This window comes from Vagococcus fluvialis, from assembly GCF_003337315.1.
GTDB classification, from domain to species: domain Bacteria; phylum Bacillota; class Bacilli; order Lactobacillales; family Vagococcaceae; genus Vagococcus; species Vagococcus fluvialis.
The window spans coordinates 52,572-77,807 of the sequence record NZ_QPJV01000010.1 but is presented as its reverse complement, the minus strand read 5'-3'; the positions used below and the strand labels follow the sequence as shown (position 1 = coordinate 77,807).

24 protein-coding genes, 1 pseudogene and 1 other annotated feature are annotated in these 25,236 nt (G+C 31.9%); of the genes and pseudogenes, 8 read left to right on the top strand and 17 right to left on the bottom strand.

Annotated features, from left to right (window positions below):
• Window positions 1–7: 7 nt before the first annotated feature.
• Window positions 8–136, bottom strand: coding sequence for a hypothetical protein (locus DFR54_RS13490; RefSeq protein ID WP_282957115.1), 129 nt, complete (start codon window positions 134–136; stop codon window positions 8–10).
• 96 nt (window positions 137–232) lie between these two features.
• On the opposite strand from DFR54_RS13490, the gene DFR54_RS10075 reads away from it, so the two are divergent.
• Entirely contained in the window at window positions 233–889 is a 657-nt protein-coding gene (locus DFR54_RS10075) for a hypothetical protein (RefSeq protein ID WP_114290111.1), read from the top strand.
• Window positions 890–919: 30 nt separating this feature from the next.
• Here the strand turns inward: DFR54_RS10075 and DFR54_RS10070 are convergent, their stop codons facing one another.
• The 3 genes from DFR54_RS10070 to DFR54_RS10060 form a co-directional block, all read right to left on the bottom strand.
• Window positions 920–1,936 (bottom strand): linear amide C-N hydrolase, encoded by a 1,017-nt coding sequence (locus DFR54_RS10070; RefSeq protein ID WP_114290110.1) that lies wholly within the window; start codon window positions 1,934–1,936, stop codon window positions 920–922.
• Between the two features lie 17 nt (window positions 1,937–1,953).
• Window positions 1,954–2,637 carry a metal-dependent hydrolase gene (locus tag DFR54_RS10065; RefSeq protein ID WP_114290109.1) on the bottom strand — a complete coding sequence of 228 codons (684 nt, stop codon included), beginning with the start codon at window positions 2,635–2,637 and terminating at the stop codon, window positions 1,954–1,956.
• 72 nt (window positions 2,638–2,709) lie between these two features.
• Window positions 2,710–3,540 (bottom strand): AraC family transcriptional regulator, encoded by an 831-nt coding sequence (locus DFR54_RS10060; protein WP_114290108.1) that lies wholly within the window; start codon window positions 3,538–3,540, stop codon window positions 2,710–2,712.
• A gap of 118 nt (window positions 3,541–3,658) precedes the next feature.
• Here DFR54_RS10060 and DFR54_RS10055 point away from each other — a divergent pair, with 118 nt between their 5' ends.
• Window positions 3,659–5,389 carry an ABC transporter ATP-binding protein gene (locus DFR54_RS10055; protein ID WP_114290107.1) on the top strand — a complete coding sequence of 577 codons (1,731 nt, stop codon included), beginning with the start codon at window positions 3,659–3,661 and terminating at the stop codon, window positions 5,387–5,389.
• Window positions 5,390–5,397: 8 nt separating this feature from the next.
• Entirely contained in the window at window positions 5,398–7,182 is a 1,785-nt protein-coding gene (locus DFR54_RS10050; protein ID WP_114290106.1) for an ABC transporter ATP-binding protein, read from the top strand.
• A 79-nt stretch (window positions 7,183–7,261) separates the two neighbouring features.
• Here DFR54_RS10050 and truA read toward each other — a convergent pair whose 3' ends face one another.
• The 5 genes from truA to DFR54_RS10025 all read right to left on the bottom strand — a co-directional run bounded on the left by truA (window position 7,262) and on the right by DFR54_RS10025 (window position 11,646).
• The gene (truA, locus tag DFR54_RS10045) at window positions 7,262–7,999 is read right to left on the bottom strand and encodes a tRNA pseudouridine(38-40) synthase TruA (RefSeq protein ID WP_114290105.1); all 738 of its coding nucleotides are present in this window, start codon (window positions 7,997–7,999) and stop codon (window positions 7,262–7,264) included.
• Window positions 8,000–8,093: 94 nt separating this feature from the next.
• On the bottom strand, window positions 8,094–8,810 hold the full coding sequence (locus tag DFR54_RS10040; RefSeq protein ID WP_086342223.1) for a YebC/PmpR family DNA-binding transcriptional regulator: 717 nt from the start codon (window positions 8,808–8,810) through the stop codon (window positions 8,094–8,096).
• 89 nt (window positions 8,811–8,899) lie between these two features.
• Entirely contained in the window at window positions 8,900–9,610 is a 711-nt protein-coding gene (gene rluF / locus DFR54_RS10035; protein ID WP_086342222.1) for a 23S rRNA pseudouridine(2604) synthase RluF, read from the bottom strand.
• Window positions 9,611–9,762: 152 nt separating this feature from the next.
• On the bottom strand, window positions 9,763–10,503 hold the full coding sequence (locus DFR54_RS10030) for a cyclase family protein (RefSeq protein ID WP_114290104.1): 741 nt from the start codon (window positions 10,501–10,503) through the stop codon (window positions 9,763–9,765).
• 21 nt (window positions 10,504–10,524) lie between these two features.
• Window positions 10,525–11,646, bottom strand: coding sequence for a 5-methyltetrahydropteroyltriglutamate--homocysteine S-methyltransferase (locus tag DFR54_RS10025; protein WP_114290103.1), 1,122 nt, complete (start codon window positions 11,644–11,646; stop codon window positions 10,525–10,527).
• Between the two features lie 60 nt (window positions 11,647–11,706).
• Window positions 11,707–11,935: a binding site (T-box leader), on the bottom strand.
• 138 nt (window positions 11,936–12,073) lie between these two features.
• Between DFR54_RS10025 and DFR54_RS10020 the strand changes: the two genes are divergently transcribed.
• Both DFR54_RS10020 and DFR54_RS10015 read left to right on the top strand, forming a co-directional pair.
• The gene (locus tag DFR54_RS10020) at window positions 12,074–12,748 is read left to right on the top strand and encodes a response regulator transcription factor (protein ID WP_114290102.1); all 675 of its coding nucleotides are present in this window, start codon (window positions 12,074–12,076) and stop codon (window positions 12,746–12,748) included.
• The gene (locus DFR54_RS10015) at window positions 12,745–13,785 is read left to right on the top strand and encodes a HAMP domain-containing sensor histidine kinase (RefSeq protein WP_114290101.1); all 1,041 of its coding nucleotides are present in this window, start codon (window positions 12,745–12,747) and stop codon (window positions 13,783–13,785) included. Before DFR54_RS10020 ends, DFR54_RS10015 begins: the two co-directional genes overlap by 4 nt.
• Before the next feature lie 53 nt (window positions 13,786–13,838).
• On the opposite strand, the pseudogene DFR54_RS13410 reads toward DFR54_RS10015, so the two are convergent.
• Window positions 13,839–13,919, bottom strand: a pseudogene (locus DFR54_RS13410) (DUF3788 family protein); the annotation flags it as partial.
• Between the two features lie 100 nt (window positions 13,920–14,019).
• On the opposite strand from DFR54_RS13410, the gene DFR54_RS10010 reads away from it, so the two are divergent.
• Together DFR54_RS10010 and DFR54_RS10005 are read left to right on the top strand one after the other, a co-directional pair.
• Window positions 14,020–15,777, top strand: coding sequence for an ABC transporter ATP-binding protein (locus DFR54_RS10010; RefSeq protein ID WP_114290100.1), 1,758 nt, complete (start codon window positions 14,020–14,022; stop codon window positions 15,775–15,777).
• Entirely contained in the window at window positions 15,777–17,552 is a 1,776-nt protein-coding gene (locus DFR54_RS10005) for an ABC transporter ATP-binding protein (RefSeq protein ID WP_114290099.1), read from the top strand. Before DFR54_RS10010 ends, DFR54_RS10005 begins: the two co-directional genes overlap by 1 nt.
• A 177-nt stretch (window positions 17,553–17,729) precedes the next feature.
• Here the strand turns inward: DFR54_RS10005 and DFR54_RS10000 are convergent, their stop codons facing one another.
• The 3 genes from DFR54_RS10000 to DFR54_RS09990 all read right to left on the bottom strand — a co-directional run bounded on the left by DFR54_RS10000 (window position 17,730) and on the right by DFR54_RS09990 (window position 20,716).
• Window positions 17,730–19,130 carry a DHA2 family efflux MFS transporter permease subunit gene (locus DFR54_RS10000; protein ID WP_114290098.1) on the bottom strand — a complete coding sequence of 467 codons (1,401 nt, stop codon included), beginning with the start codon at window positions 19,128–19,130 and terminating at the stop codon, window positions 17,730–17,732.
• Window positions 19,108–19,566, bottom strand: a complete 459-nt coding sequence (locus DFR54_RS09995; RefSeq protein WP_114290097.1) for a MarR family winged helix-turn-helix transcriptional regulator — start codon at window positions 19,564–19,566, stop codon at window positions 19,108–19,110. The genes DFR54_RS10000 and DFR54_RS09995 overlap by 23 nt, the downstream gene beginning before the upstream one ends.
• Before the next feature lie 169 nt (window positions 19,567–19,735).
• Window positions 19,736–20,716: an aldo/keto reductase gene (locus DFR54_RS09990; protein ID WP_114290096.1), complete on the bottom strand. Its 981-nt coding sequence runs from the start codon at window positions 20,714–20,716 to the stop codon at window positions 19,736–19,738.
• 102 nt (window positions 20,717–20,818) lie between these two features.
• On the opposite strand from DFR54_RS09990, the gene DFR54_RS09985 reads away from it, so the two are divergent.
• On the top strand, window positions 20,819–21,265 hold the full coding sequence (locus tag DFR54_RS09985) for a MerR family transcriptional regulator (RefSeq protein WP_114290095.1): 447 nt from the start codon (window positions 20,819–20,821) through the stop codon (window positions 21,263–21,265).
• Between the two features lie 16 nt (window positions 21,266–21,281).
• On the opposite strand, the gene DFR54_RS09980 is transcribed toward DFR54_RS09985, so the two are convergent.
• From DFR54_RS09980 to DFR54_RS09965, 4 genes are all read right to left on the bottom strand, one after another.
• On the bottom strand, window positions 21,282–22,184 hold the full coding sequence (locus DFR54_RS09980) for an NAD-dependent epimerase/dehydratase family protein (RefSeq protein WP_114290094.1): 903 nt from the start codon (window positions 22,182–22,184) through the stop codon (window positions 21,282–21,284).
• Between the two features lie 30 nt (window positions 22,185–22,214).
• Window positions 22,215–22,961: a hypothetical protein gene (locus DFR54_RS09975; RefSeq protein ID WP_114290093.1), complete on the bottom strand. Its 747-nt coding sequence runs from the start codon at window positions 22,959–22,961 to the stop codon at window positions 22,215–22,217.
• A 134-nt stretch (window positions 22,962–23,095) separates the two neighbouring features.
• On the bottom strand, window positions 23,096–24,520 hold the full coding sequence (locus DFR54_RS09970) for a 6-phospho-beta-glucosidase (protein ID WP_114290092.1): 1,425 nt from the start codon (window positions 24,518–24,520) through the stop codon (window positions 23,096–23,098).
• A 15-nt stretch (window positions 24,521–24,535) separates the two neighbouring features.
• Window positions 24,536–25,234: a GntR family transcriptional regulator gene (locus DFR54_RS09965; RefSeq protein WP_114290091.1), complete on the bottom strand. Its 699-nt coding sequence runs from the start codon at window positions 25,232–25,234 to the stop codon at window positions 24,536–24,538.
• Window positions 25,235–25,236: the final 2 nt, after the last annotated feature.

Genomic DNA, 25,236 nt, shown 5'->3' with positions numbered 1-25,236 from the left:
ATTTCAGTCATTTTTTCACTAATTTTTCTTTCATCATGTTCTCTATTACTTCATTATTTAAGGGATTATTTTGTTTTGGATTTTCTTTCACATCAAACAGTAAATGACCAATAGAATAAGAATCAATATAAGTCATTCCCTCTAATTCTATCAAACGTTTAATCTGTTTTAACTTTTTTTTAATTTAACCGATATTAATAACATACTATAAAATACTTTTTAAGGAGAAAATATGAAGGAAGCTATTACTATTATTTCAATCATTTCTGCACTATCTGTTAATTTATTTAAAGCATCTATTAATCAACCCCAAAAAGTACTTATTAATCCATCAGAAATTGTTGATTCACTTGTTAATAAAGATAGCAAAGAAACAAATGAACAAACCGAATCATCTTTTTCTATTAATAGTAACAATCTAGAAGAGATTAATGAAACTACAAAAAAGGATATTGATGGTAATTCTACTTTAAAAACTAAACCAATATCTGAAATGACAGAACCTAGTTCTAACTCCTCAGATAAGAGAGTCTCTAACTCTCAGATTAAGGATGGTTTCAATTATCTCGGTCATCATTATGAGCTTGGAAATTTTAGTGGCACTGGATTTGTACCCACATGGACAAATACTGTGTTTCAATGGAACGATTTTCCAACTCATTATTTAGTAGAACTAAATAGTTATCCTGGTCAAACGATTTTTGATTTACAAATAGGTTCTGAAGTGATCCTAAATGGACAAACATATACTGTATACAATATTGTATATAACCAAGCTAATGATCAAGAAGGGCTTGATATGGTATTAAATTCAGGAGCTGCTATTTCTATTCAAGTTTGCGTTTCTTCATCCGAAAACTCATCATTAAATTTATACTTTTTAAAATAATTTATTATGAAAGATTAAAAATATCATTTTTTAATCTTTCACCAACTGAATATCCTCTTCTTGACGCAATTTATACATTTTTATTTCTGTTCCTTTTGCAATTTCCTCAGAAAATGTCACACGTTGAATTCGTTGATTATGGTAAAATCTAACATTTAATTCTGATTGTTTGAGATTATAACAAATACTATAATGAGTAAATAATAATTGATGATTTTCAGATTCTTCAGGTAGCCTAATACTTCCTTTAGGAATTGATATATTATCTAACAGGTGGAACATCTGAGTCAAGGTTTGTTCGTCATCAAAAACCTCACTCGTATTCACCATATAAGCGGCTCGAATAAAACGTGAAGCTGATGAATAATCTCCAGGTAAACCTGACATTCCCATACCTTTTCCAGTGACTTCTACTTGAAAACCATTAATATTTTTAAGACTAGGATCAACACAAGAAAGATTTGTATAATTTGAAAGGTTGGTTAAATGCCATTTAAAATCAGGACTATTTGTCATAGCCTTGACTAGATTTTCGTGAACACTAAAGCCCAATTTTTTATCCGGCTCAACAACAATTGTTCTTCCAGAGCGGTCTGTAAATAAAAAATGCCTTGGTTCTCCTGGAACTTTATCATCAATTGTTAAATCAACAATACCAATTTGAGTTAGCTTTTCTTCTATCTCATACGTATCTTTACAATTACCTAAAATCCATAATAAAAACTGACCACTCTTAACAGGAAATTTTTCTGCCTGCTCAATTTCTTCAACTGTTGAATAAACAGCATAATCTGTTAATCTTTGCGTGGAACCACTTAATCCAAATTCATTAACACCGTCTGGTATTGAATAAAATGGTGCTCCTTGATGTTGGAAACTAAGCCCTAGAATAGAATACATAATATTAAAAGGTCTAATAGCTTGTTTAATATCACACCCTCTTGGTAATTGCATTGCCCCGTAGTGGTTTAACAAGATATTAAAATCTTGAGTCCTCCCCAAAAAGGCCGTTCCTTCATTTGAAATCATACTAATCCCAGTACACATAGAATTCCTCCAACACTCTAAATTTCGAAACTGCTGCCAACAGACATAACTTTTCCCGTATCATTTTCTAGTAACTCTACAAACTCTTTTGGGTTTTGGTTGATAACTGGAAATGTATTAAAATGAATTGGAATATTAAGATGAGCTTTTAATAATTTTGATGCTTTAACTGCATCTTTAATTCCCATAGTAAAATTATCTCCGATTGGTAAAAAGGCTATATCTAAATCAAAATCCTCACTAATAAGTCTCATATCTGAGAAATAAGCTGTATCACCTGCATGATACAAATGTTTGTCTTCAATACTTAAAACAAAACCAGCAGGATTTCCCATATAAAGAGTTGTCTCGCCTAATTCATATCCTGAACTATGTTGAGCATAAACCATTTTCACTTTTCCAAACGGAAATTCAAAACTACCACCAATATTCATCCCGTGAGTTTTTTTCACACCGTATTGCTCTACAAAATGAATAATTTCTGGACATGAAATTATTGTACTTCCACATCTCTTGGCAATTTCTACAGCATCTCCTAAGTGATCGTTATGTCCATGAGTGACTAAAATATAATCAACCTCTACTTCATCTACTTGAATATCACATAGTGGATTTCCTTTAATAAAAGGATCAATGAGTATCTTAATACCTGATTTTGTTTCAATTGCAACAACTGAATGACCATGATACGTAATTTTCATTATGATGCCTCCTTCTTTTTATTAATTGTACCTTTTTATACATGAAAACACAAAAAAGACAAGTAAGTTCTATTAAGAAGTACTTGTCTTCTTTTTAATATAATCACTAGGTGAATTACCAGTGTATTTCTTAAATAATTTACTAAAATGATAAGCATCTTGATAACCAACTGAATTAGCAATTTCTTTAACACTTAGCTCTTCTTTTACAAGTAATTCCTTAGCTTTTTCCATACGAATCTTAATTAAGTAATTAATCGGACTTTCTCCAGTTTCTTGTTTAAATAATTTTGACATATAGGTAGGACTAATATACATCGAACTTGATAAACTATCTAAACTAATATCCTCCGAATGATGAGCCTCTAGATAATATTTTATGGAGTTAGCTAAAACTGTTTTACTTTTTTCTTTTTGTTTAATCGGCTTGATAGGTAATTTCTGTTTATCAATTTCTCTAAGAAGTAAAATCAATAAATCAGTGGCTAAAAGTCTCATGACTGCTTCTTGATATAGCTGACTTTCTTCTTTTTCTTTTAATACTCTTTTTATTATGTGATGAAAAACTTCTGATTGACCCATTTTTATAACTGGTGAAATAATTGGAATTTGATTCTTCTCATAACCTAACAACTGAAAACTATCCAAACCTAGATGCATATGATGGCTAGTTCCCGTCTTTTGTTCCTCAAAGTGAAGATCATAAGGATTAATAATAACCACATCACCTGTTTCAACTAAATAACTTTGATGGTTAATGTGATAAAATGTAGGCCCTTTCAAAACAATACTGATTTCGATGGAATCGTGGTAATGAGGGTTTGCTTTTGTACCTTCTCTAAAATAACCATCAGCCACATATAACACTTCTGGTTTGAATGAAGGTTTAGCGATTTCTAACATAAAACCCCTCCCTTTAACTATAATTATATATTACATCAAAAGGACAAGATATTCCATGTTTTATGTCCTCAATACTAGGTAATATAGGGCAAGTATTTTAAGTTTGGGAGTTGAAAAAATGGATCATTTAAAATGGATTTCTCATTATGTGAAACCTTACTGGAAAAAAGAAGTTGTAGCAAGTATTATTTTAATCATTAGTTCCTTACTTCAGATTGTTAACCCAATTGTTATTGGACTTATTGTAGATAATATTGTCTCTGGAAAAGGAGAAGAAAATCTTGTACTTTACTTAGGTATTTTGATTTTAGTCACTATCTTAAAAATCATTACTCGCTATGTCTATCAAAATATGTTTGAAAAAGTTGGTCAAGATGTCTTATTTGATTTAAGAAATGATATGTATAAAAAGATTCATGAACTAGATTTTGATTTTTTTAATCATACAAGAGTCGGAGATTTACTTGCTCATATGACTGGTGACATTGATATTATTCGTCACTTTGTTTCATGGCTTGCTTCTACAATAGTAGAAAATGTACTTTGGTTTGTATTAGCTATTGTTGTGATGTTCAAAATTGATGTCACTCTAACACTCTTTATGTTAGCTGTCACACCGTTTATTTATTTATTACAACGACGTTTATCTAAGGAAGTTTTCCCAAAATTTTTCGCCATTCGTGAATCATTCTCACAATTAAATTCAATGGTTGAAGAAAACATTGGTGGTAATCGTGTTGTTAAAGCATTTGCTAGGGAAGATTATGAAATAGAAAAATTTAATCAAGTCAATGATGATTACATGGAAAAAAATATGGAATCAGCTGATGTCTTAGCGAAAAATTTACCTTGGTTAGAATTTTTCTCTTCTAGTTTGTCTGTTTTAAGTTTAGTTGTCGGTGGTATTTTAGTGATTAACTCGTCATTAACCATTGGTGCTTTAGTAACATTCACTAACTATTTATGGATGTTAAATAACCCACTTCGTAATAGTGGCTGGATTATTAGTGATACTCAACGCTTTTTTGCTAGTTCTGTAAAAGTTCGTGCACTCTTAGATGAACCTATTCAAATCAGATCTGTTCATGAAAATGATGAGGCTAAATTTACTGGTGAAGTGGTGTTTGATCACGTGAGTTTTTCTTTCCCTGATGATCCTAGTACTTTAATTTTAGATGATATTAGTTTTTCAGTTAAACCTGGACAAGTAGTTGGTATCTTAGGCCAAACCGGTTCTGGAAAATCCACTTTAGTTCAATTAATTGGCCGTTTCCACGAAGCCACTTCCGGAACTATTTATGTTGGTGGTAGAGAAATTGATGAATGGTCACTAAGAAAATTAAGAGAGAACATTTCTCTAGTTATGCAAGAAGCGTTTCTTTTCTCAGATTCGATTGAAGAAAATCTTTCATTTGGTGTCGATACCTTAGACCCTACTCATTTAGAAAGAATGTCACGGATTGCTGATGCCCATCAATTTATTGAAAACTTACCAGATGGTTATCAAACAATTGTCGGTGAACGTGGTGTTGGTTTATCTGGTGGTCAAAAACAACGTATCTCTCTTGCTAGATCTTTAATGACCAAACCAGCTATTTTAATTTTAGATGATACCACCTCAGCTGTTGATATGACAACTGAAACAAAAATTCAAAAAGGCTTAAAAGAGGCAATCGAAGATGCTACAACTTTTATTATTGCTCACCGTATTAGCTCGGTAAAAGATGCTGATGTTATTCTTGTTTTAGAGGACGGAAAAATTGTGGAACGTGGTAATCACGAAACTCTTTTAGCTGATAAATCAGGCATTTACGCAACAATTTACGAAAAACAATTAGGACTTAAGTAGGTGAAATCATGGCAAAAAAAAATACCTTTCGAACAGATGAAGAACTAACGAAATCTTTTAGCCTAAGTGATTTTAAACGCTTAGGAACTTATATCAAACCTTATAAAAAACAAGTGACGGTTATTTTAACAATCATTATTTTATCTAATATGGTAGCAATGCTTGGACCTTATTTTATGAAAATCACTTTAGATAACTACATTCCTAATCAAGAAAAAACAAAAATTTTACAATTAGGTGTTGTTTATCTTCTCTCATTAATCCTTATTTCTTGGAGTATGAAATACCGTATTCTAAAAATTACAGAACTAGGTCAAAAAATATTAAAAGATATGCGGTCTGATATTTTTATTCATATTCAGAAACTTTCTTTTTCCTACTATGACTCTAGACCACATGGTAAAATTCTAATTCGTGTTGTTAACTACATTAATACCTTAAGTGATTTATTAAGTAATGGGTTGATTAACTTTTTATCTGACTTTATTAATATGGTGATTACATTAATCGTTATGTTTACCATTGATACAAAATTAGCTCTCTATAGTTTGGTCTTTTTACCATTTCTTGTCATAGCAACACTGGTAATTCAAAAATTTCAACGAGTTGCTTATCAAACTTTAAGTAATAAACAATCTAACCTAACAGCCTATATTCATGAAAGTATTGCTGGTGTTAGAATTACTCAATCTTTTACAAAAGAAGAGAAAAAACAAGAAACTTTTGAAGAATTATCTAATGAATATCGTACTTCATGGATGAAAGCTGTTAAAATTATGCGTTTATTATGGCCAGCAGTTGAGTTAACCTCTATTTTTACTATTTGTTTCCTTTATTATGTAGGAGCAAAACAAATAGGTATTCAAGTAACAATAGGTACGCTGATTGCTTTTATGGCTTATATGAGTAATTTTTGGAATCCAATTATTAATATCGGAAACTTCTATAACCAATTAGTTACAGCAACAGCTTACTTAGAAAGAATTTTTGAAACTCTAGATGAAGAACCAACTATTATTGATGCACCAGATGCTATAGAGCTACCAGAAATTGAAGGAAATGTCACATTTGAACATGTCTCTTTCCAATACGAAGCAAACTCTCCTAAAGTCTTAAATGACTTAAGTTTCCATGTTGAAGCCGGAAAAAATATTGCTTTAGTAGGTCCGACTGGTGCTGGTAAAACAACAGTTATTAACTTAATTAACCGCTTCTATGATGTCACAGATGGTAGTGTTAAGGTTGACGGTTATGACGTACGTGATGTAACACTGAACTCTTTACGCAGACAAATTGGGGTCATGTTACAAGACACCTTCGTTTTCTCTGGTACAATTCTAGAGAATATTCGTTACGGAAAACTAGACGCTACTGAAGAGGAGATTATTGCTGCAAGTAAAGTTGTTCGTGCACATGATTTCATTAGTAAATTACCAAATGGTTATCATACAATAGTTGAAGAACGTGGAAGTACTCTCTCAGCAGGACAACGACAGTTAATTTCCTTTGCACGTGTGTTACTAGCTGATCCTAAAATTTTAATTTTAGATGAAGCTACTGCCAATATTGATACGGAAACAGAAGAACTTCTACAAAAAGGATTAAATGAATTACTAAAAAATAGAACTTCTTTCATTATCGCTCACCGTTTATCAACTATAAAAAATAGTGATGAAATTTTTGTTATCGATAAAGGAAAAGTTCAAGAATCAGGAAATCATGATGAACTTCTAAAAACAGGAGGACATTACTCACAACTTTATTACGCACAATTTGCTGCTAATCAAGACTAAATGAGAAGGTTGTTGATGAAGTATTTCATCATTAAAAGAGGCTTACGACACATATATGTCATAAGCCTCTTGTTTTATTTCAATAAACCACTTCGTCTAAGAATAAACCGTGCGACGGAGCTGTAGGACCAGCATCCTCACGTTTTTTGCTAGTAAATGCTTGTTCAATTGAGTTCATTGATAATTCTCCTGAACCAATTTGTAATAATGTTCCCATTAAGATGCGTACCATATTGTAAAGGAATCCTTCTCCAACAAATTTAAAGTGAATTAAATTCCCTTCTTTTGTAATACTTATTTCCTTAATTGTTCTTTCAGTCGATTTTTTACTTTTCTTTAAAGCTGAAAAAGCCAGAAAATCATGAGTTCCAATCATTTTTTCAGCAGCCTCTTCCATTAATTCCATATCTAATTCATCGAAATAATGGAAACTATGCATCCCATTAAAAACAGAAGGGATTGTACTATTCCAAACATAGTAGCTATATGTTTTTTCTTTAGCATTGTATCTTGAATGGAATCTCTCTGGAACTTCTTCAATATCATTCACAACAATATCATTTGGTAAGTAACGATTTAAATACTCCAACATCTCATCAATGGTCATTGTGCTTTCAGTTTTAAAGTTTGCTACTTGCCCTTTAGCGTGCGCTCCAGCGTCAGTACGACCAGAACCAATGATTTCAATCTTTTCTTCTGTCATAATACTAATCACTTTTTCAATTTTACCTTGAATTGATTTATCTGAATCTTTTAATCTTTGCCAACCTTGATAACGTCTACCATCATACTCGATTGTTAATTTTATATTTCGCATTTTCTTACGTCCTTTTCTTTTGTCTTATCGCAATTGTAACAATAAATAGTCTGTCTAACAATAAAAAAACTGGCTCAATTTGAGCCAGTTTCTATTAATCTAAATCAACGTTATGATATACGTCTTGAACATCTTCTAAATCTTCTAAAACAGCAATCATTTTATTGAATTTTTCTAAATCATCACCTTCAAGGACTACGTCACTTTGTGGTAACATTTGGATTTCTGTGATAGAAAATTCTTCGATTCCTTTTTCTTTTAAAGCTGTTTGAATTAAGTGGAAGTCAGTACCTTCACCGTAAACAATCACTTGATCATTTTCTTCAAACACATCTTTAACTTCAATATCTTTTTCTAATAAATATTCAAAAATATCATCTGCATCTTGGTCTTTTAAACCAATAATAGCTGTATGATCAAACATATAAGCAACGGCTCCTGATACTCCCATGTTACCGCCATTTTTACCAAAAGCACTACGAACTTCTGCTACAGTACGGTTAACATTATTAGTTAATGTATCAACAATGACCATTGAACCATTTGGACCAAAACCTTCATATCGTAATTCTGAGAAGTTTTCATCTCCAGAACCCTTAGCTTTTTCAATGGCACGGTCAATAATATGTTTAGGAACATTATAAGTTTTAGCACGGTCCATTACGAAACGTAATTTTTGGTTTGTTTCTGGATCGGGATCACCTGATTTTGCTGCTGCATAGATTTCAATACCAAATTTTGCATAAATTTTACTATTATTAGCATCTTTGGCTGTTTTCTTTTCGACGATATTTTCCCATTTACGTCCCATAATTTCACTTCACTTTCATTTCTTTAACTTATTTCGATAATTTTTCCTTTTCCATTATACTCCTATGATTTTAATTATTAAAGACTTTTTTACCACTCTTTTTCTTCATAATCTAAATCTTTGAAAAGTCTTGCTTTTTCTTTTTTACTTAAATAGCGCCATTGTCCAACTGGTAAATTACCAAGCTCTACATTCATGATTCTTAAACGTTGTAATCTGTATACATTATAACCTAATTCTTCACACATACGTCTAATTTGACGGTTTAGCCCTTGGGTTAAGATAATTTTAAAATCATATTTTGATAGTTGTTCCACTTCACAGGGTAAGGTTGTTGTTCCTAAAATTTTAACCCCTTTTGACATATTATCAACAAATTCTTGGGTGATAGGTTTGTCAACAGAGACAATATATTCTTTTTCATGTTCTCCTTCAGAACGTAAAATCTCATTTACAATATCCCCATCGTTAGTTAGTAAAATCAACCCTTCTGAGTCCTTATCTAATCGTCCAATATGAAAAATTCTCTCAGGATAATTAACTAAATCTACAATATTACCTTTAACTTTCTTTTCGGTGGTACTTGTAATTCCAACTGGTTTATTTAAAGCAATGTAAACATTACTTCTAGGAGCAATAAATAGTGTGTTTCCGTCTACTTTAACTTCATCACCTGGATTGACTTGGCTTCCTATTTTAGCTCTTCTTCCATTAACAAATACGCGGCCTTCTTCAATTAGTTTATCTGCTCCACGTCTTGAAGCTTTACCTGATTCACTAATAAATTTATTTAATCGCATGAGACACTTCCTTCTTTTTAAGATTACCTAATCATCACTAACTATACTGGATATTTTCTTCAATGCAAAGGATTATTAGTATAAAAAATAAGTCAGAGACACTTTTCTCTGACTTACTTCTTAATCTTTCTTCTATTAAATATAGTTAATTTCTATTCAGGACAAATAGCAAATACTCTCGCATTAAACCCTGGTGCATCAGCTATCTTAGGAAACCCAATAAAAATAGCTGCTCCTGTTGCAGGTACTTGATCTAAATTTGCTAAAACTTCTACTTGGTATTTATTTTGAGATAACCAATATAATTCTCCTAATAGACCTTTATTTTTAGCAAAATCACTACCACTGTCAGTATCTAATGTTTCATGGCCAATTGCTACAACATCTCGTTCTTCATGTAAGAATTTTAAAGCTTCAAGTGACCAACCAGGTGTATGACAAACACCATTGTCATCTTTATTATAAAATTCTTGAGGAATAGAAAAACGCTTTGACCAATCACTTGAAAACGCCACAAAACTCTCAGCTGGAATTATTCCATGTTTCTTTTCAAACTCTAAAATATCTTCTATTGATATAGTATAATCATTGTTTTTTGCTACCTCTTTTTCCTTATGGATGACAAAAAGCGGTAAAACTAATTCTTTTAAGTCTAACTCATCTAAAAATCTAGTATTGTTGGCAAAATGAATTGGTGCGTCAATATGAGTTCCATATTGAGTAACTAACTTATACTTTTTAGCAAAAAAGCCATCACTCTCAACTGTAAATAACGTTTCCTCTTCAATGGGACTAAATGAAGGGAAATATGGGATATCTTTCGTTACTTGATGCGTTAAATCTATCCATCTTTGACTCTTTAAAAAATTAATTTGTTTTATAATCTCTGACATAACATGTTACTTCCTTTCCATTTAATCCTCAGGCCAAACTTCTTTTGAAATTTCCACAACTAATTTTAATTTTTCCCATTGGTCTTTTTCGGTTAATTTATTTCCTTCGTGAGTTGAGGCAAAGCCACACTGAGGGCTTAAACAGATTTGCTCTAGTGGCACATACTGGCTAGCTTCTTTTATTCGTTTAATGATTAAATCTTTATTTTCAAGTTCAGGTGTTTTACTTGTAACTAAACCTAATACAATTCTTTGATTCTTTATAAATTTTAAGGGCTCAAAACTTCCTGAACGCTCGTCATCAAATTCTAAAAAGAAACCATCAAATGCTTCGATACTAAACAAACGCTCAGCAATTTTGTCGTACGAACCATTATATAGCCAATGAGACTGGAAATTACCTTTACAAAAATGAAAAGTAACAGCTAAATCTTTTGGCTTATCTTCTAAAATAGCTTCCGTTATATCACCAAATGTTGTGATTAATTCATCTGGATTAAAACTATTTTGACGAATAATTTCTCTAAATTTGTCATCAAATAACGCACCCCAACTTGTGTCATCTAATTGGAGATAACGGCAACCAGCTTCATAAAATTGTCTAATCACCTCTTTATAGGTTGTTATCAAATCATCGATAAATTCATTAATATTCTCATAAACAGGATTTTCATGATACTTTTTAGATAAAATTAAAGAATCTAACAGAATCATGTTTGGACCTGGTATTGTTTGTTTAGCCACTGTTTCTCCAGCTTGTTGCCTAGTAAATTTAAAATGCTCAATGAATGAATGTTGCGGATTGAAGCTTAGTTTACTACTTACAAAACTTCCTTGTGCTGCTGTTTTTATTCCAAATGCTGTTGTTTCAAAATCAAAAATACTAATACCATTTAATTCAGCAATGAAGTCAAGATGCCACCAACGACGGCGGAATTCTCCATCTGTTACAGCTTTTAAACCAATTTCCTTTTGTTTTTCAATAATTCGAGTAATTTCAATATTTTCTATTTCTGTCAGTTCAGATTTTTCTATTTCACCTTTTGAATATTTAGCTCTTACTTCTTTTAACGTTTCCGGTCTGAGTAAACTACCTACTTGATCGTAGCGAAAGGGAATACCTTTTGAATTTGTTCGTGTCATCTTTTTTCCTCCTTTAAAATAAAAAAATATCCATCCCTTTATTTGCCACACTATGACAAACAAAGGGACGAATACTTTCGTGTTACCACCCTAATTCGTGTATAAACATACACCTCAACAGTACCTAACTTCGATACTTGGCAAGTTAACGGTTGCTTACCGCTTAATCTGCGTTAACAAATTAAGTACTCCGAGTTCATCTTCACTAAAAGTCACCTATGCTCTTTCTCACCAACCGAGCTCTCTTTATCAGACTTATTTTAGCTACTCTTCTCTTCATAGTAAATTAAAAAATTATGAGATTACAGATGATAATACACTCTTAAATCTAATGTGTCAACTATAATAAACATTTACTTTTTTTATCCTTTAGTTATATCATGTTACAATAAAGCATAAATAAATCTTACAGGAGGTCTATAATCCAATGATAACCATACTTGTTGTAGACGATGAATTAAATACAAGAAAATTTTTAAAAACCATTTTAGAAAAAGAACATTATAAAGTCATTACTGCAGAAGACGGAGAAGCAGCCCTTGAAAAAATGGAAACTCATCACATTGATTTAATTGTTTTAGATATTATGATGCCTAAAATTGATGGCTACGAATTAACAAAACTTTTAAGAGAAACGCAAAATGATTTACCTATTTTAATGCTCTCTGCTAAGCACTTACCTGTTGATAAGAAAAAAGGGTTTGTGGTTGGTACTGATGACTATATGTCAAAACTTGTTGATGAAGAGGAAATGTTATTAAGAATTAAAGCCTTACTTAGACGTGCAAAAATTGCTACAGAAAGAAAAATCACCATTGGAAGGATTACTCTAGACCATGATTCTCTTACAATCAATAGTGAAAATGACACACAAGTCTTACCTCAAAAAGAGTTTGAGCTATTATATAAACTTTTTTCTTATCCAGATAAAATCTTTACTCGTATTCAATTAATGGATGAGATTTGGGGAGTTGAAAGCGACACTGGTTGGGAGACAGTAACAGTTCACATTGCGAGACTGCGCAAAAAAATTGAACAGTATGATGAATTTGAAATAATTTCTATTAGAGGTCTAGGTTATAAGGGAGTGAAGCACGTATGAAACATCGACAACCAAAGAGATGGTTCTTGACTCTACTTTTTTCTGGCGCTGTTTTTATTATTATTTTTATTACCATGTCTATAACAGGAACAGCCTTTTTCCTGTTAAATAAATTTAATATTTTAAGTGCTAAACCAGAAGACTCTCCTATATTATCCCTTCTCATTTTTACTATTTCTAGTCTTTTTATTGGAACGTTAATTGCTACCATTTTCAGTCGTATTCCCTTAAAACCTGTTCATATTTTAATTGATGGCATGACTAATCTTTCTAAGGGTAATTATGATGTGAAAATTAAGCTTGGTAAAAGAAATCCAGTTGGCAAAGAAATTACAAAAACCTTTAACTTACTGGCTAGTGAACTTAGCCAGACAGAAGTTTTAAGAACAGATTTTGTTAATAATTTGTCCCATGAATACAAAACACCTATTGTTTCAATTCTTGGCTTCGCTAAGTTATTACAAAAAACTGATTTAACAGCGGAACAACAAGAATTTGTTGATATTATTGTAACTGAATCTTCTAGATTAACTAACATGACAACTAACATGCTTGCTTTATCTAAAATTGAAAATCAGCACATCTTAACAGATAAACAGCACTATAATGTTTCTGAGCAGATTAGAGAATGTATTATTCTACTTGAAAAAAGGTGGAGCGACAAAAATTTAGAGATTGAAGCTGATTTTGGGGAATTTATGATTAATGGTAACCAAGAACTCCTTAAGCAAGTTTGGATTAATTTAATGGATAATAGTATTAAATATTCCTATCCAAATGGTAAAATCTCCTTCTTTATTAAAGATTCTGAGAATTTATTAAATGTTTCCGTTATTAATACCGGTCCCCTGATTCCAAAAGATATTCAAAAAAGAATTTTCAATAAGTATTGGCAAGAAGATGTTTCTCACTCGTCTGAAGGAACTGGGATTGGTTTATCTATTTCTAAAAAAATTATTGAGCTTCATCACGGAAATATCCATGTCACAAGTAATGAGAGAGAGACTGAATTTATCGTTTCTCTTCCAAAAGAGTAAAAGAGGCTGTGACATATTTATGTCACAGCCCCTTTTTCACAAACTAAACGGTGTCACAGAAGTAGCTTCTTTGGAAATAAGCCGGAAATCACAAAAATTTGAAAAGCAATTTTCGTGATTTCCTTCTTATTTCTTGAAGCTGAACACTTCTATCACAACCTCTTTTTGTTTATTTATAGTTTATTTTTCTTTTATAAACTAGTTTCATATTAATGTAAGGGAGATTAGATACAAATGGTTAAAATATTTAGATATTTAAGTAAAACGGAATACGCCCTTGCTGGAGTTAGTTTACTTTTTATCATAGCTCAGGTTTGGTTAGATTTAAAACTGCCTGACTATATGAATGAAATCACTAAACTTGTTCAAACTGAAGGAAGTGAAATGAGTGAAATCCTCTCCGCTGGTGGGATGATGTTACTCTGTGCTGTTGCTAGTTTGTTGAGTGCTGTCATTGTAGCTGTGATTGTCGCAAAAATTACTGCTAATTACAGTGCTAGATTACGTGAAAAATTATTTGGAAAAGTACAATCATTATCAACTGAGGAAATTAATCATTTCTCTATTCCAAGTTTAATTACCCGTACAACAAATGATATTACTCAAGTTCAAATGCTAATTGTAATGGGACTTCAAGCAATGGTTAAAGCTCCTATTTTAGCAGTCTGGGCAATTCTGAAGATTTCTAACAAAAGTTGGCAATGGACATTTGCCACTGGTGTTGCTATTGTCGTTCTTTTAGTTTTTGTGATTACGTGTATGATTTTAGCACTGCCAAAAATGAAAAAAATTCAAGGATACACTGATAAACTTAATTCAGTAACTCGTGAAAATTTAACTGGTTTACAAGTAGTTAGGGCATATAATGCTGAGGATTATCAAGAGAAAAAATTTGATGATGCCAATGAAACCTTAATGAGAACAAACGTCTTCACCAATCGAACTTTCGCCTTTTTAATGCCTGGTATTCAATTAGTCATGAGTGGTTTAACTCTTTCTATTTACTGGCTAGGTGCGTCATTAATCAATAGTGCAGCACTTGAAAATAAATTAAATCTATTTTCTGATATGGTTGTTTTCTCTTCATATGCCATGCAAGTTATTATGGCCTTTATGATGTTAGTAATGATTTTTATTATGATTCCAAGAGCTAGTGTTTCTGCTAAACGTATTCTGGAAGTTCTAGATTCTAAATCAGCTCTTGTTGATGGAAATTTAACAGAAACTGATTCACAGGTCAAAGGAAAAATTGAATTTAAACAAGTTAACTTTAAATATCCACAAGCTGACGGCATGGCTCTTAATGATATTAGTTTTACAGTTAATCAAGGTGAAACTCTAGCCATTATTGGTGCTACAGGTAGTGGGAAAACAACTTTAGTGAACTTAATTGCTAGACTTTATGATACAACAAGCGGCGAAATTTTAGTTGATGATATCAATGTAAAAAATTACTCTCACGCCTATTTAAACAATAAACTTGGTTTTGTGACTCAAAAAGCGACTCTCTTTAGTGGAACAATTGCTAGTAACGTGGCTTTTGGAGATAATGGTAATCCCAATAAATTAGATTCAGATATTGTTGATTCTATATACACTGCCCAAGCAGCTGAATTTGTTGAAAAAATGCCTTTAGGCTATGATCATGCTGTTGCTCAAAATGGTGGTAACTTATCTGGAGGACAAAAACAACGTTTATCTATAGCTAGAGCCATTAATCGTCGCTCAGAAATTTTAATTTTTGATGATTCGTTCTCAGCACTTGATTACAAAACAGATCGTAATTTAAGAGAAAGTCTTAAAAAAGATTGTAAAGACACAACTAAAATTATCGTTGCTCAGCGTATTGGAACCATTAGAAATGCCGATACTATTTTAGTTCTTGATGAAGGTCAATTAGTTGGCAAAGGTACTCATAATGAGTTAATGGAAAACAACCCTGTTTATCAAGAAATTGCCTACTCACAACTTTCTAAGGAGGAATTAGCCTAATGACTAAAGAAAAATCAAAAAAGAAAAATAACTTTAGTGGTAATTGGAAAAAACTAATTGCCTACTCTAAAAGATATATGCCTATTATTATCATTGCGCTAATTGCCTCTATGATTGGTTCTGTTCTAACTTTAATTGGGCCAGACAAATTATCAGAAATTACAGATTTAATCACTCAAGGAATTATGACTGGTATTGATTTAGATGAAGTCAAAAGAATTGGTATCCTGCTAGTCTTTTTCTATGGATTTGGATCTCTTCTTTCAATCATTCAAGGTTTTATTATGGCTAGCGTGACACAAATTATCTCTCGTAATTTAAGAGAAGATATTTCGAAAAAAATCAATCGATTACCTCTAGCTTATTTTAATAGAAATTCTACTGGAGATGTTTTATCTCGTGTAACAAATGATGTTGACACAATTGGCCAAACTCTAAACCAAAGCATCGGAACTTTAGTTTCTGCCATTACGTTACTATTTGGTTCTCTATTTATGATGTTAAAAACTAACGTCACACTAACTGCTACAGCTGTTGGAGCTACTATTATTGGATTTGTTTTAATGAGTTTAATTATGAGTAAATCTCAAAAATACTTCTCACAACAACAAAATGATTTAGGACGCATTAACAGTCACGTTGAAGAAATTTATACAGGTCAATCAGTGGTTAAAATTTATAATGCTGAAGAATCTAATAAAAAAGTTTTTGATGAGATGAATGAAAGTCTAAAAACAAGTGGTTTTAAAGCACAATGTTTATCTGGATTAATGATGCCAATTATGCAATTTATAGGAAATTTTGGTTATGTTGCTGTTTGTATTGTAGGGGCTGTTCTAGCCAATAACGGAACAATTAGTTTTGGTGTCATTGTAGCTTTCATCCTTTATGTACGCTACTTTACTCAACCACTTAGTCAAATTGCTCAATCATTCCAATCATTACAGTCTACTTCTGCTGCAAGTAAACGTGTTTTTGAATTTTTAGGCGAAGAAGAAATGTCTGATGAATCTCATAAAGAAGATACATTAGATAAAGCAACCGGTGAAGTCAGCTTTAATCATGTCAGTTTTGGCTATACTCCTGAGAAAAAAGTAATAAAAGATTTTTCTGCCGAAGTAAAACCTGGACAAAAAATTGCTATTGTTGGGCCAACTGGTGCTGGTAAAACAACTTTAATTAATTTATTAATGAGATTTTACGAAGTAGATAGTGGGGATATTAAAATTGATGGTATTAAAACAAAAGACTTACCACGTCATGTTGTAAACAATCAATTTAGTATGATTCTTCAAGATACATGGTTATTTGAAGGAACCATTAAAGAAAATATTGTTTATAATATGACTGGTATTACAGAGGAAGAAATTCAAAAAGCCTGTGAATCTGTCGGTATTCACCACTTCATTGAAACGCTACCTGAAAAATACGATACTATTTTAAATGACCAATTAAGCCTATCATCTGGTCAAAAACAGCAGCTAACAATTGCCCGAGCAATTGTTGACAACAAACCTATGTTAATTCTTGATGAAGCAACAAGTTCAGTTGATACAAGAACAGAGATACAAATTCAATCTTCAATGGATCAATTAATGGAAAATAGAACATCCTTCATTATTGCTCACCGTTTATCTACTATTAGAAACGCTGATGTGATTTTAGTTATGAAAGATGGCGATATTATTGAACAAGGAAATCACGATGATTTAATTGCTCAAAATGGTTTCTATTCAGAACTTTATAATAGCCAATTTGAAGAAAAAATAGCTTAAAAAACAGGGTGGGTCAAAAGTCGTTTTGCTCTAAGCAACTGGAGGAACTAAGGAACAATTGGCTTTTTCAATTGCTCCTTAGTTGTGAAGTTGTTGAAAGAGCAGACTTTTTATCCCCTGACTAGTAAAGAAACTTCAGAACAAATAAAAAGAGACTGACATTTGAGTCAGCCTCTTTTATTTTGCTTTTTTACTTAGTTTTAAACACATTACAGCAGCCACAACTGAAATTGCAGTCACCACAATATAGGCAATTTGAATACCGTGAAGTGTTGCCTCTTCAATACTAATACCCACATTTTCTGCTGCAAAATTACTTGTTGAAATACTCATAATTGTGACTAACAAAGCTGTTCCAAGTGAACCAGCAATTTGTCTTATCGTATTATACATAGCAGAGCCGTGAGACATTAATTCTAATGGTAAATCATTTAATGCATCCGTTTGAATTGGCATTAAAGCTAACCCTAATCCAAAAGAACGAACGCCTTGCATAATAGCTAAGTATGTTACAGTCGTGTTCATATCAATTAAAGTAAACATAAATGTTCCAATTGATAATATAATAAGTCCAGTGAAACTTAAGTAGCGTGCACCGATTCTATCATATAAAGCTCCTGTAATAGGAGACATAATTGCCATAATGATAGCACCAGGCAGTAACACCATTCCAGAAGTCATTGGAGAAACCCCTCTAACATTTTGAATGTATAAAGGCAGTAATATCATCCCACCATAAAGTCCCATAATCACAACAAAGTTTGTAATTGAAGATAGAGTAAAGATACGGTGTTTAAACACTGAAAAATTTAACATTGGTAGTTTTGTGTGAGTTTGTTGATAAATAAAAAGACCAGTTACCACTAAACCAATTAACACAAAACCAGCTACATTAAAGGTTAACCAAGGTTTGTCTCCCGCATTACTAAAGCCAAGAAGTAGAGTTCCTAAACCAATCGTTGACAAAACAATTCCTAAGAAATTAAATTTCGGATAAGTTTGTTCTCCAAAGTTTTTAAGTGCAAAAACAGCTACTAAAATATTAATAATGCCTAATGGTAGAATGACATAAAAAATAGATCGCCAATCATAAGATTGAACAATCCAACCTGATAAAGTAGGACCTATTGCTGGAGCGAAGTTCATCGCTAAACCAATAAATCCCATCGCTTTTCCTCTACTTTGAACTGGGAACATGTTCATGATGACAACAGTCATTAAAGGGCTAATCGGTCCAGCTCCTAAAGCTTGAATCATTCGCCCAGCAATTAACATTGGGTAATTAATTGAAATTGATGCTATAAAAGTTCCTAATGTAAAAACAATCATCGATGTTAAATACAAATGACGTGTTTTAAAACGGTCAATTAAAAAGGCTGTTGCAGGAATCATAACCCCGCTAATTAACATATAACCATTTGATAACCACTGACCTTGGGCAGCCGTAATATCAAAATCTTTCATGACACTAGGTAAGGCAACATTCATTAAAGTTTGATTTAAGAAACTTAAAAAAGTTCCAAATAATAAAATGATTAAGACAGTTATATCTTGTTTACTTTGTTTCGTTTGACTCATCTGACACTCTCCTTTTCTTCAATAAATCAATCATTTCTTGTTGGGTTTCATAAAAAGCTTGAAGTTTGTCATCACCTAATTCATCTAAAATTGAAAAATCATCAATCCAATCTGAATAAGTTGATTCAAGAGTATCTAATCCTTTATTTGATAAAGATAATTCTATTCTTCTTCTATTTTTTTCACTTTGTTCTCGCTCAACTAATCCTGCTTGCACCATTTTTTCAACAACTTCTGAAGTTGTACTTGGACTTAAATTAACTTTTTTAGCTAATTCCCTTAATGATAACTTTGGATTTTGTCTAATCATATCTAACGCAAAAATTTGAGTCATTGATAGTTGATATTTTTTTGATTGTTCTTCTAATAATGTATGTGTTTCCTTACGTAATTCTCTTAGAGATAGTAAGATATTTTTAATTAGTCCTTGATTCAAACCTATTCCCCTTTCAACAAAAAAACATCACCGGTCACGAATTGTTCGTTACCGAATGATTACTAGAAAATAATACCTTTTATTAGAAAACTTGTCAATTCTATTGACCTAGAAATTAAAAAGTAAGTTGTTATTTAACTCTCACAACTTACTTTTTATAATTTATCTTTTATGAATGCCCCATTACTGCATGAGGGACATAGGTTTCTTCTAAGTAATTTATGTCTTCTTTTGCTAATTTTATTTCAAGTGCTTTTACAGCATTTGAAAGATGACTTTCCTTAGTTGCTCCAACAATCGGTGCAACTACTTGAGGTTTTTGAAGTAACCAAGCTAATGATATAACTGCTCGTTCAACATCGTATTTTTCTGCTAATTCTGCAACTCTTTCTACAATCACTTTATCTTGTTCTAAAGTTTTATCATATTTACCTTGTGCTATCTTATCTGTTAAAAATCGCTTTGTTGTTGCAGACCAATCTCTCGTTAAACGACCTGATGCAAGTGGACTATAAGGTGTCACCCCTATATTTTGATCCACGCAAAGTGGTAACATTTCTCGTTCTTCTTCTCGGTACAATAAATTCAAATGATTTTGCATTGAAATAAATTTTGTCCAACCATTTTTTTCGGCTACAGCTTGAGCTTTTGCAAACTGCCAGGCATACATAGCTGATGCACCGATATATCTAACTTTTCCTTGCGTAACTAAATCGTGTAAAGCTCTCATAGTTTCTTCAATGGGTGTATTGTAATCCCAACGATGAATAATATACAAATCAACATAATCCATTTGCAGTCTTTCTAGACTTTGATCAAGTTGATGAATAATTTCTTTACGAGAAAGTCCACTTCCGTTAGGTCCTTTTCTCATTTCAGAATAAACCTTAGTTGCAATAACGACTTCATCTCGCTTGGCATATTTTTTAATACCAGAACCTAATATTTTTTCACTGTCACCATACGAGTAAACATTAGCCGTATCAAAAAAATTAATCCCTAAATCAAGTGCTTGTTTAATCACTTTATGGCTTTCTTCTTCTTCGATTACCCATTCATGAAAACCACTTTCTGGTTTACCAAAGCCCATTGTTCCTAAACATATTCTTGAAACATCTAATCCTGAATTACCTAATTTAACATAATCCATGTGAATTCCTCCTATAGTTTAATTTTACAAATACATGATTTCTTTGTAAAATTAGTATAGTACCTAAAGTGAACTTTAGGTCAATAGTAAGGAGAGAAATTTATGTATTCTATTGGAGAAGTCTCTAAACAAACAGGTATTAGTATTTCAGCGATTAGGTATTATGATAAAGAAGGATTACTACCTTTTTTAAAAAGAAATGAAAGTGGTATCCGGTTGTTTGATGACAAAGATTTAGATCACCTAGAATTAATTGAATGCTTAAAGAAAACAAATATGCCTATTAAAGATATCAAACAATTTTTTGATTGGTATTTGGCTGGAGACAGCACACTTAAAAATAGACAGGCTCTATTTCATCAAGGCAAAAAAACAATAGAAGAAGAAATTAATAAACTGAATCACGTTCTAGAAACACTAGAATATAAATGTTGGGTTTACGATATTGCTGTTGAAAATGGTTCTCTTGATACCTATAAAACAATAGATAATTCATTAATTCCAGATCATATAAAAGAATATATGCAAAAAAAGAACCTTCCTAAATAAGAAAGTTCTTTTTCTTTTATGCTAAATTTTCATCAATAAACAATTGATAATCTCTTTTATTAACTAAATTTTCATTATTTTGATACCAAGTCCATGATTCTTTTAGACCTTCTTTAAAATCAATAGTCGTTTTAATCATTTCCATTTGATGATCAACATTCAATAAATACTGATAATCAGCAAAACTAAAATATTTTAATGGAGAGATATCATCCATGACTTCTATAAACTCAGGTGTTTCTCCAACTATTTCATAGCACATACTTACCCATTCTTTAATGGATGGAGCCTCTTCATTTCCCACATTGTATATTTTTTGTTTTGGCTGATTTGTCAGTAAGCTATCAACTAAGCGGCAAATATCATGCATGTGAATAAATTGTAATTTCATTTCACCTGTTTTTGGTAAGTAGAAGGGACGTTTATTTTTTGCGCAATCAAAAACAAAAGCTTCGCGGTATGCATTATTATATGGACCGTAAATATAAGCTGGTCTTAAAATAAAAGCATCTGGAATTCTACTAGTTAAAATATCTTCTGCTTCAATTTTATTTGTTCCATAATTTGTCCAATAGTTATTAAAGCCTACCTCTGTCTTTTCCGTAAAGGGTTGTTTGCTAACATCTGGATACACAGCACTGGTACTAATAAACACATAATCTTTAACAGTTGGTAAAGCATCTAGTAAAAGTGTCATCTCTTCCCCTGTATAAGAGTTAGCATCAATCACAACATCAAAGTCATAATTTTTTAAAGACTCACCTAAATTATAACGGTCTGCCTCAATTAAAATAACTCCTTTAGATTGAGGTTTATTATTACGATTTAATACATAAACCTCGTCTCCTTTAGCCACAAAATATTCAGCTAAGGTTCGGCTAACAAAAACTGTTCCACCAGTTACTAATATTTTTTTCATCCTATCAGTTCCCTCCATTTTTTATTTTGTTTAATACTCTATCCCGAAAGCATTTTTATAATCTACTTTTGACATCTCGCATAATTCAATGCCACATGTTTTATAGGCTGTTTCCCAATTTGGTGTTCTTATATCTTTAAATCCTTTATCTGCTAACACATAATTTTCAGGTTTAACAAGCCAAACAATTGCTTGTTTTTTAACTAATTCTTCTACTTTTGAAAAGATTTCCTGATCAGATGCTTGACTACTACTTAAAGTATCAATCATCTCCATTATATCTTCATTAAACATTTTACCTGTGTAAGCATGCTCCCAATGTAGTAACACATTCGCATTTAATGCTTTATCTTCTTTTTTCAAAGCTTTATTTAATTTCGCTAAATCTTGATCATTTAAATTTTCAGCAATAGAAAGAAAGTCAGGTTCTTCGATTTTTTTAATGATTTCATTCATTCCAAATTTCAAACTATAATCATGATTTCGTAAGTCTTCGATTCCTAAGCTTTTCCCTAATTTGTCAGCTTCTTTAGAAACAAATAAATTAAATGGTAACGTGTTTCTCCAAGACGAAGTTAGCATAGTCACTGTCTCTAACACTAACATTGATTTTAATTCTTTGACTTGTTCACTTGATTCATTTTTTATCTCATTAGTTAGCCTCACAGCAACTTTAACTAACTCAGTAAAATAGCTAACTCTTCCGTTAACTAATACTTCTTTATTTTCTCTAATTGTTTCCATTGCTACTTCGTTGTTCTGTTTATTTTTATTCAAGTAATCCAGCTCCATTTTTTCTATTTTTAAATTTAATTCATTATATCATTAATAGTCGGATTAAACTTATGATTAAATGGAAATATAAAAGGACTAAATAGTAGAAAAACTACCCTTTAGTCCTTTACAATTATTTATAATTCTTCACCATTTGTAGCAATGACTTGTTTGTACCACTCAAATGATTTTTTCTTCGTTCTTTTTAGCGTTCCATTCCCTTGATCATCACGATCCACATAAATAAAACCATAACGTTTTTTCATTTCACCTGTTCCGGCACTAACTAAGTCAATACAGCCCCAAGTCGTATACCCAAGTAAATCAATGCCATCTAACTCCATAGCATCTCTCATTGCTTTAATATGAGCTCTTAAGTAATCAATACGATAGTCATCAACCACATAACCATTTTCATCAGGGATATCAACAGCACCTAAACCATTCTCTACAACAAATAAAGGTTTTTGGTAACGATCATAAAGTTCATTCATAGTAATACGTAAGCCTAATGGGTCAATTTGCCAACCCCACTCACTTGATTCTAAGTATGGGTTTTTAATAGAATCAAAGGCATTACCATCTGTTTTATTTTCTTCACTCATTTTCTCTGCTTGAACGTGTGAAGAGTAATAAGAAAATGAAATAAAGTCTACTGTATTTTCTTTTAGAATGTCTAAATCGCCATCTTCTATTGGTAGTTCAATCCCTTTTCTTTCAAGTTCTTTTAATGCATAAGCAGGATATTCACCTCTTGATTGCACATCGATAAAGAAATAATTTTCTCTGTCTGTCTTCTTAGCTGCCCAAACGTCTTCTGGCTTACACGTATAAGCATAGTTGGCACCAGCTGCTAGCATACATCCAACTTGATTCTCAGGATCAACTTCATGAGCAATTTTAGTGGCAATAGCACTGGCTAGTAACTCATGGTGAGCCGCAGTGTATTTAACTTGCTCTTTGTTTTCTCCTTCTTCAAAATAAATGCCTGCACCCATAAATGGTAAGTGAAGAAGCATGTTAATTTCATTAAATGTTAACCAATATTTTACTAAGCCTTTATAGCGAGTAAATAAAACGCGACATAAGTTTTCATAAAAACCGACTAACTCTCTACTTCTCCATGAACCATAATTTTCTACTAAATGCATTGGCACATCAAAATGAGTGATTGTTACTAAAGGCTCAATGTTATATTTACGACATTCTTTGAATAACTCTTCGTAAAATTTTAATCCTTCTTCATTTGGCTCACTCTCGTCCCCTTTAGGGAAAATACGACTCCATGCAATAGACAGTCGATATGTTTTAAATCCCATTTCTGCAAATAACGCAATATCCTCTTTAAAATGTGTATACATATCAATCGCATTTTGAGCTGGATAAAAATGTTCATCATCAAAATTAAACATTTTTTTCTCTCCAGCAATTACTTGATGACGATCCGGGCCGGCTGGTGCTAAATCAACGTTAGCTAAACCACGGCCTCCTTGATCAAAACCACCTTCACATTGATTGGCAGCAGTAGCTCCGCCCCATAAAAAATCTTTTCTAAAACCCATTCTTATATCCCCTCACTAATCGTTAATTGCAGAGACGTACATTTCTGTTAGTAAATAATGATGTAACACTCGAGAGATACTAAATAATTCGCCATTAGCTAAAAATATTTTTTCATTGTTGACTAAAGCAGGATCTCCTATAGATACTTCTAAAAGTTCGGCTTCTTCTTTATTTACTTTTTCGGCTGTAATGTAGCGATCTGCAAAACCGATTTTTTTATTTAAATCTTTTTCGATATATTCAAAAACTGATGCTTCTAATATTTCGCGTCCTAAATAAGGAATTACTTTTTTATTATAGTAACAATATTCAAGTAAAAAAGGTTTCCCATCCTTTACTCTTAATCGCTCAAATTGATAGACTGGCGAGCCTACTGGAACTTTAAATTGATTCGCTAAATCTTGATCCGCTTCAATTAGTTCGTGGTTTAGTACTTTAGTTTCAATTTTGTGGTGATCAAAACTATTAGGTACTGATTTAATTAAACTTAAATTAATGGCATCTTCTCTTTCAATTTCTCTAATATAAACACCAGATCCTTGAACTCGGTACAAAATAGCTTGATCCACTAACATATTAACGGCACTTCGAATCGTATTTCTACTAACTTCAAATTCCTTTAGTAAATCATCTTCTGTTGGAAGTTTCTCCACATACTCACCTGTGTTAATTTTTTGTTTAATGTTCTCTGCTACTTTTTTATAGATGGCCATTT

What these genes read in the sequence shown, in the direction of transcription:
- DFR54_RS13490 (WP_282957115.1), bottom strand. Translation starts at nt 136, where the DNA reads ATGACTTATATTGATTCTTATTCTATTGGTCATTTACTGTTTGATGTG.
- DFR54_RS10075 (WP_114290111.1), top strand. Translation starts at nt 233, where the DNA reads ATGAAGGAAGCTATTACTATTATTTCAATCATTTCTGCACTATCTGTT.
- DFR54_RS10070 (WP_114290110.1), bottom strand. Translation starts at nt 1,936, where the DNA reads ATGTGTACTGGGATTAGTATGATTTCAAATGAAGGAACGGCCTTTTTG.
- DFR54_RS10065 (WP_114290109.1), bottom strand. Translation starts at nt 2,637, where the DNA reads ATGAAAATTACGTATCATGGTCATTCAGTTGTTGCAATTGAAACAAAA.
- DFR54_RS10060 (WP_114290108.1), bottom strand. Translation starts at nt 3,540, where the DNA reads ATGTTAGAAATCGCTAAACCTTCATTCAAACCAGAAGTGTTATATGTG.
- DFR54_RS10055 (WP_114290107.1), top strand. Translation starts at nt 3,659, where the DNA reads ATGGATCATTTAAAATGGATTTCTCATTATGTGAAACCTTACTGGAAA.
- DFR54_RS10050 (WP_114290106.1), top strand. Translation starts at nt 5,398, where the DNA reads ATGGCAAAAAAAAATACCTTTCGAACAGATGAAGAACTAACGAAATCT.
- truA (WP_114290105.1), bottom strand. Translation starts at nt 7,999, where the DNA reads ATGCGAAATATAAAATTAACAATCGAGTATGATGGTAGACGTTATCAA.
- DFR54_RS10040 (WP_086342223.1), bottom strand. Translation starts at nt 8,810, where the DNA reads ATGGGACGTAAATGGGAAAATATCGTCGAAAAGAAAACAGCCAAAGAT.
- rluF (WP_086342222.1), bottom strand. Translation starts at nt 9,610, where the DNA reads ATGCGATTAAATAAATTTATTAGTGAATCAGGTAAAGCTTCAAGACGT.
- DFR54_RS10030 (WP_114290104.1), bottom strand. Translation starts at nt 10,503, where the DNA reads ATGTCAGAGATTATAAAACAAATTAATTTTTTAAAGAGTCAAAGATGG.
- DFR54_RS10025 (WP_114290103.1), bottom strand. Translation starts at nt 11,646, where the DNA reads ATGACACGAACAAATTCAAAAGGTATTCCCTTTCGCTACGATCAAGTA.
- DFR54_RS10020 (WP_114290102.1), top strand. Translation starts at nt 12,074, where the DNA reads ATGATAACCATACTTGTTGTAGACGATGAATTAAATACAAGAAAATTT.
- DFR54_RS10015 (WP_114290101.1), top strand. Translation starts at nt 12,745, where the DNA reads ATGAAACATCGACAACCAAAGAGATGGTTCTTGACTCTACTTTTTTCT.
- DFR54_RS10010 (WP_114290100.1), top strand. Translation starts at nt 14,020, where the DNA reads ATGGTTAAAATATTTAGATATTTAAGTAAAACGGAATACGCCCTTGCT.
- DFR54_RS10005 (WP_114290099.1), top strand. Translation starts at nt 15,777, where the DNA reads ATGACTAAAGAAAAATCAAAAAAGAAAAATAACTTTAGTGGTAATTGG.
- DFR54_RS10000 (WP_114290098.1), bottom strand. Translation starts at nt 19,130, where the DNA reads ATGAGTCAAACGAAACAAAGTAAACAAGATATAACTGTCTTAATCATT.
- DFR54_RS09990 (WP_114290096.1), bottom strand. Translation starts at nt 20,716, where the DNA reads ATGGATTATGTTAAATTAGGTAATTCAGGATTAGATGTTTCAAGAATA.
- DFR54_RS09985 (WP_114290095.1), top strand. Translation starts at nt 20,819, where the DNA reads ATGTATTCTATTGGAGAAGTCTCTAAACAAACAGGTATTAGTATTTCA.
- DFR54_RS09980 (WP_114290094.1), bottom strand. Translation starts at nt 22,184, where the DNA reads ATGAAAAAAATATTAGTAACTGGTGGAACAGTTTTTGTTAGCCGAACC.
- DFR54_RS09970 (WP_114290092.1), bottom strand. Translation starts at nt 24,520, where the DNA reads ATGGGTTTTAGAAAAGATTTTTTATGGGGCGGAGCTACTGCTGCCAAT.
- DFR54_RS09965 (WP_114290091.1), bottom strand. Translation starts at nt 25,234, where the DNA reads ATGGCCATCTATAAAAAAGTAGCAGAGAACATTAAACAAAAAATTAAC.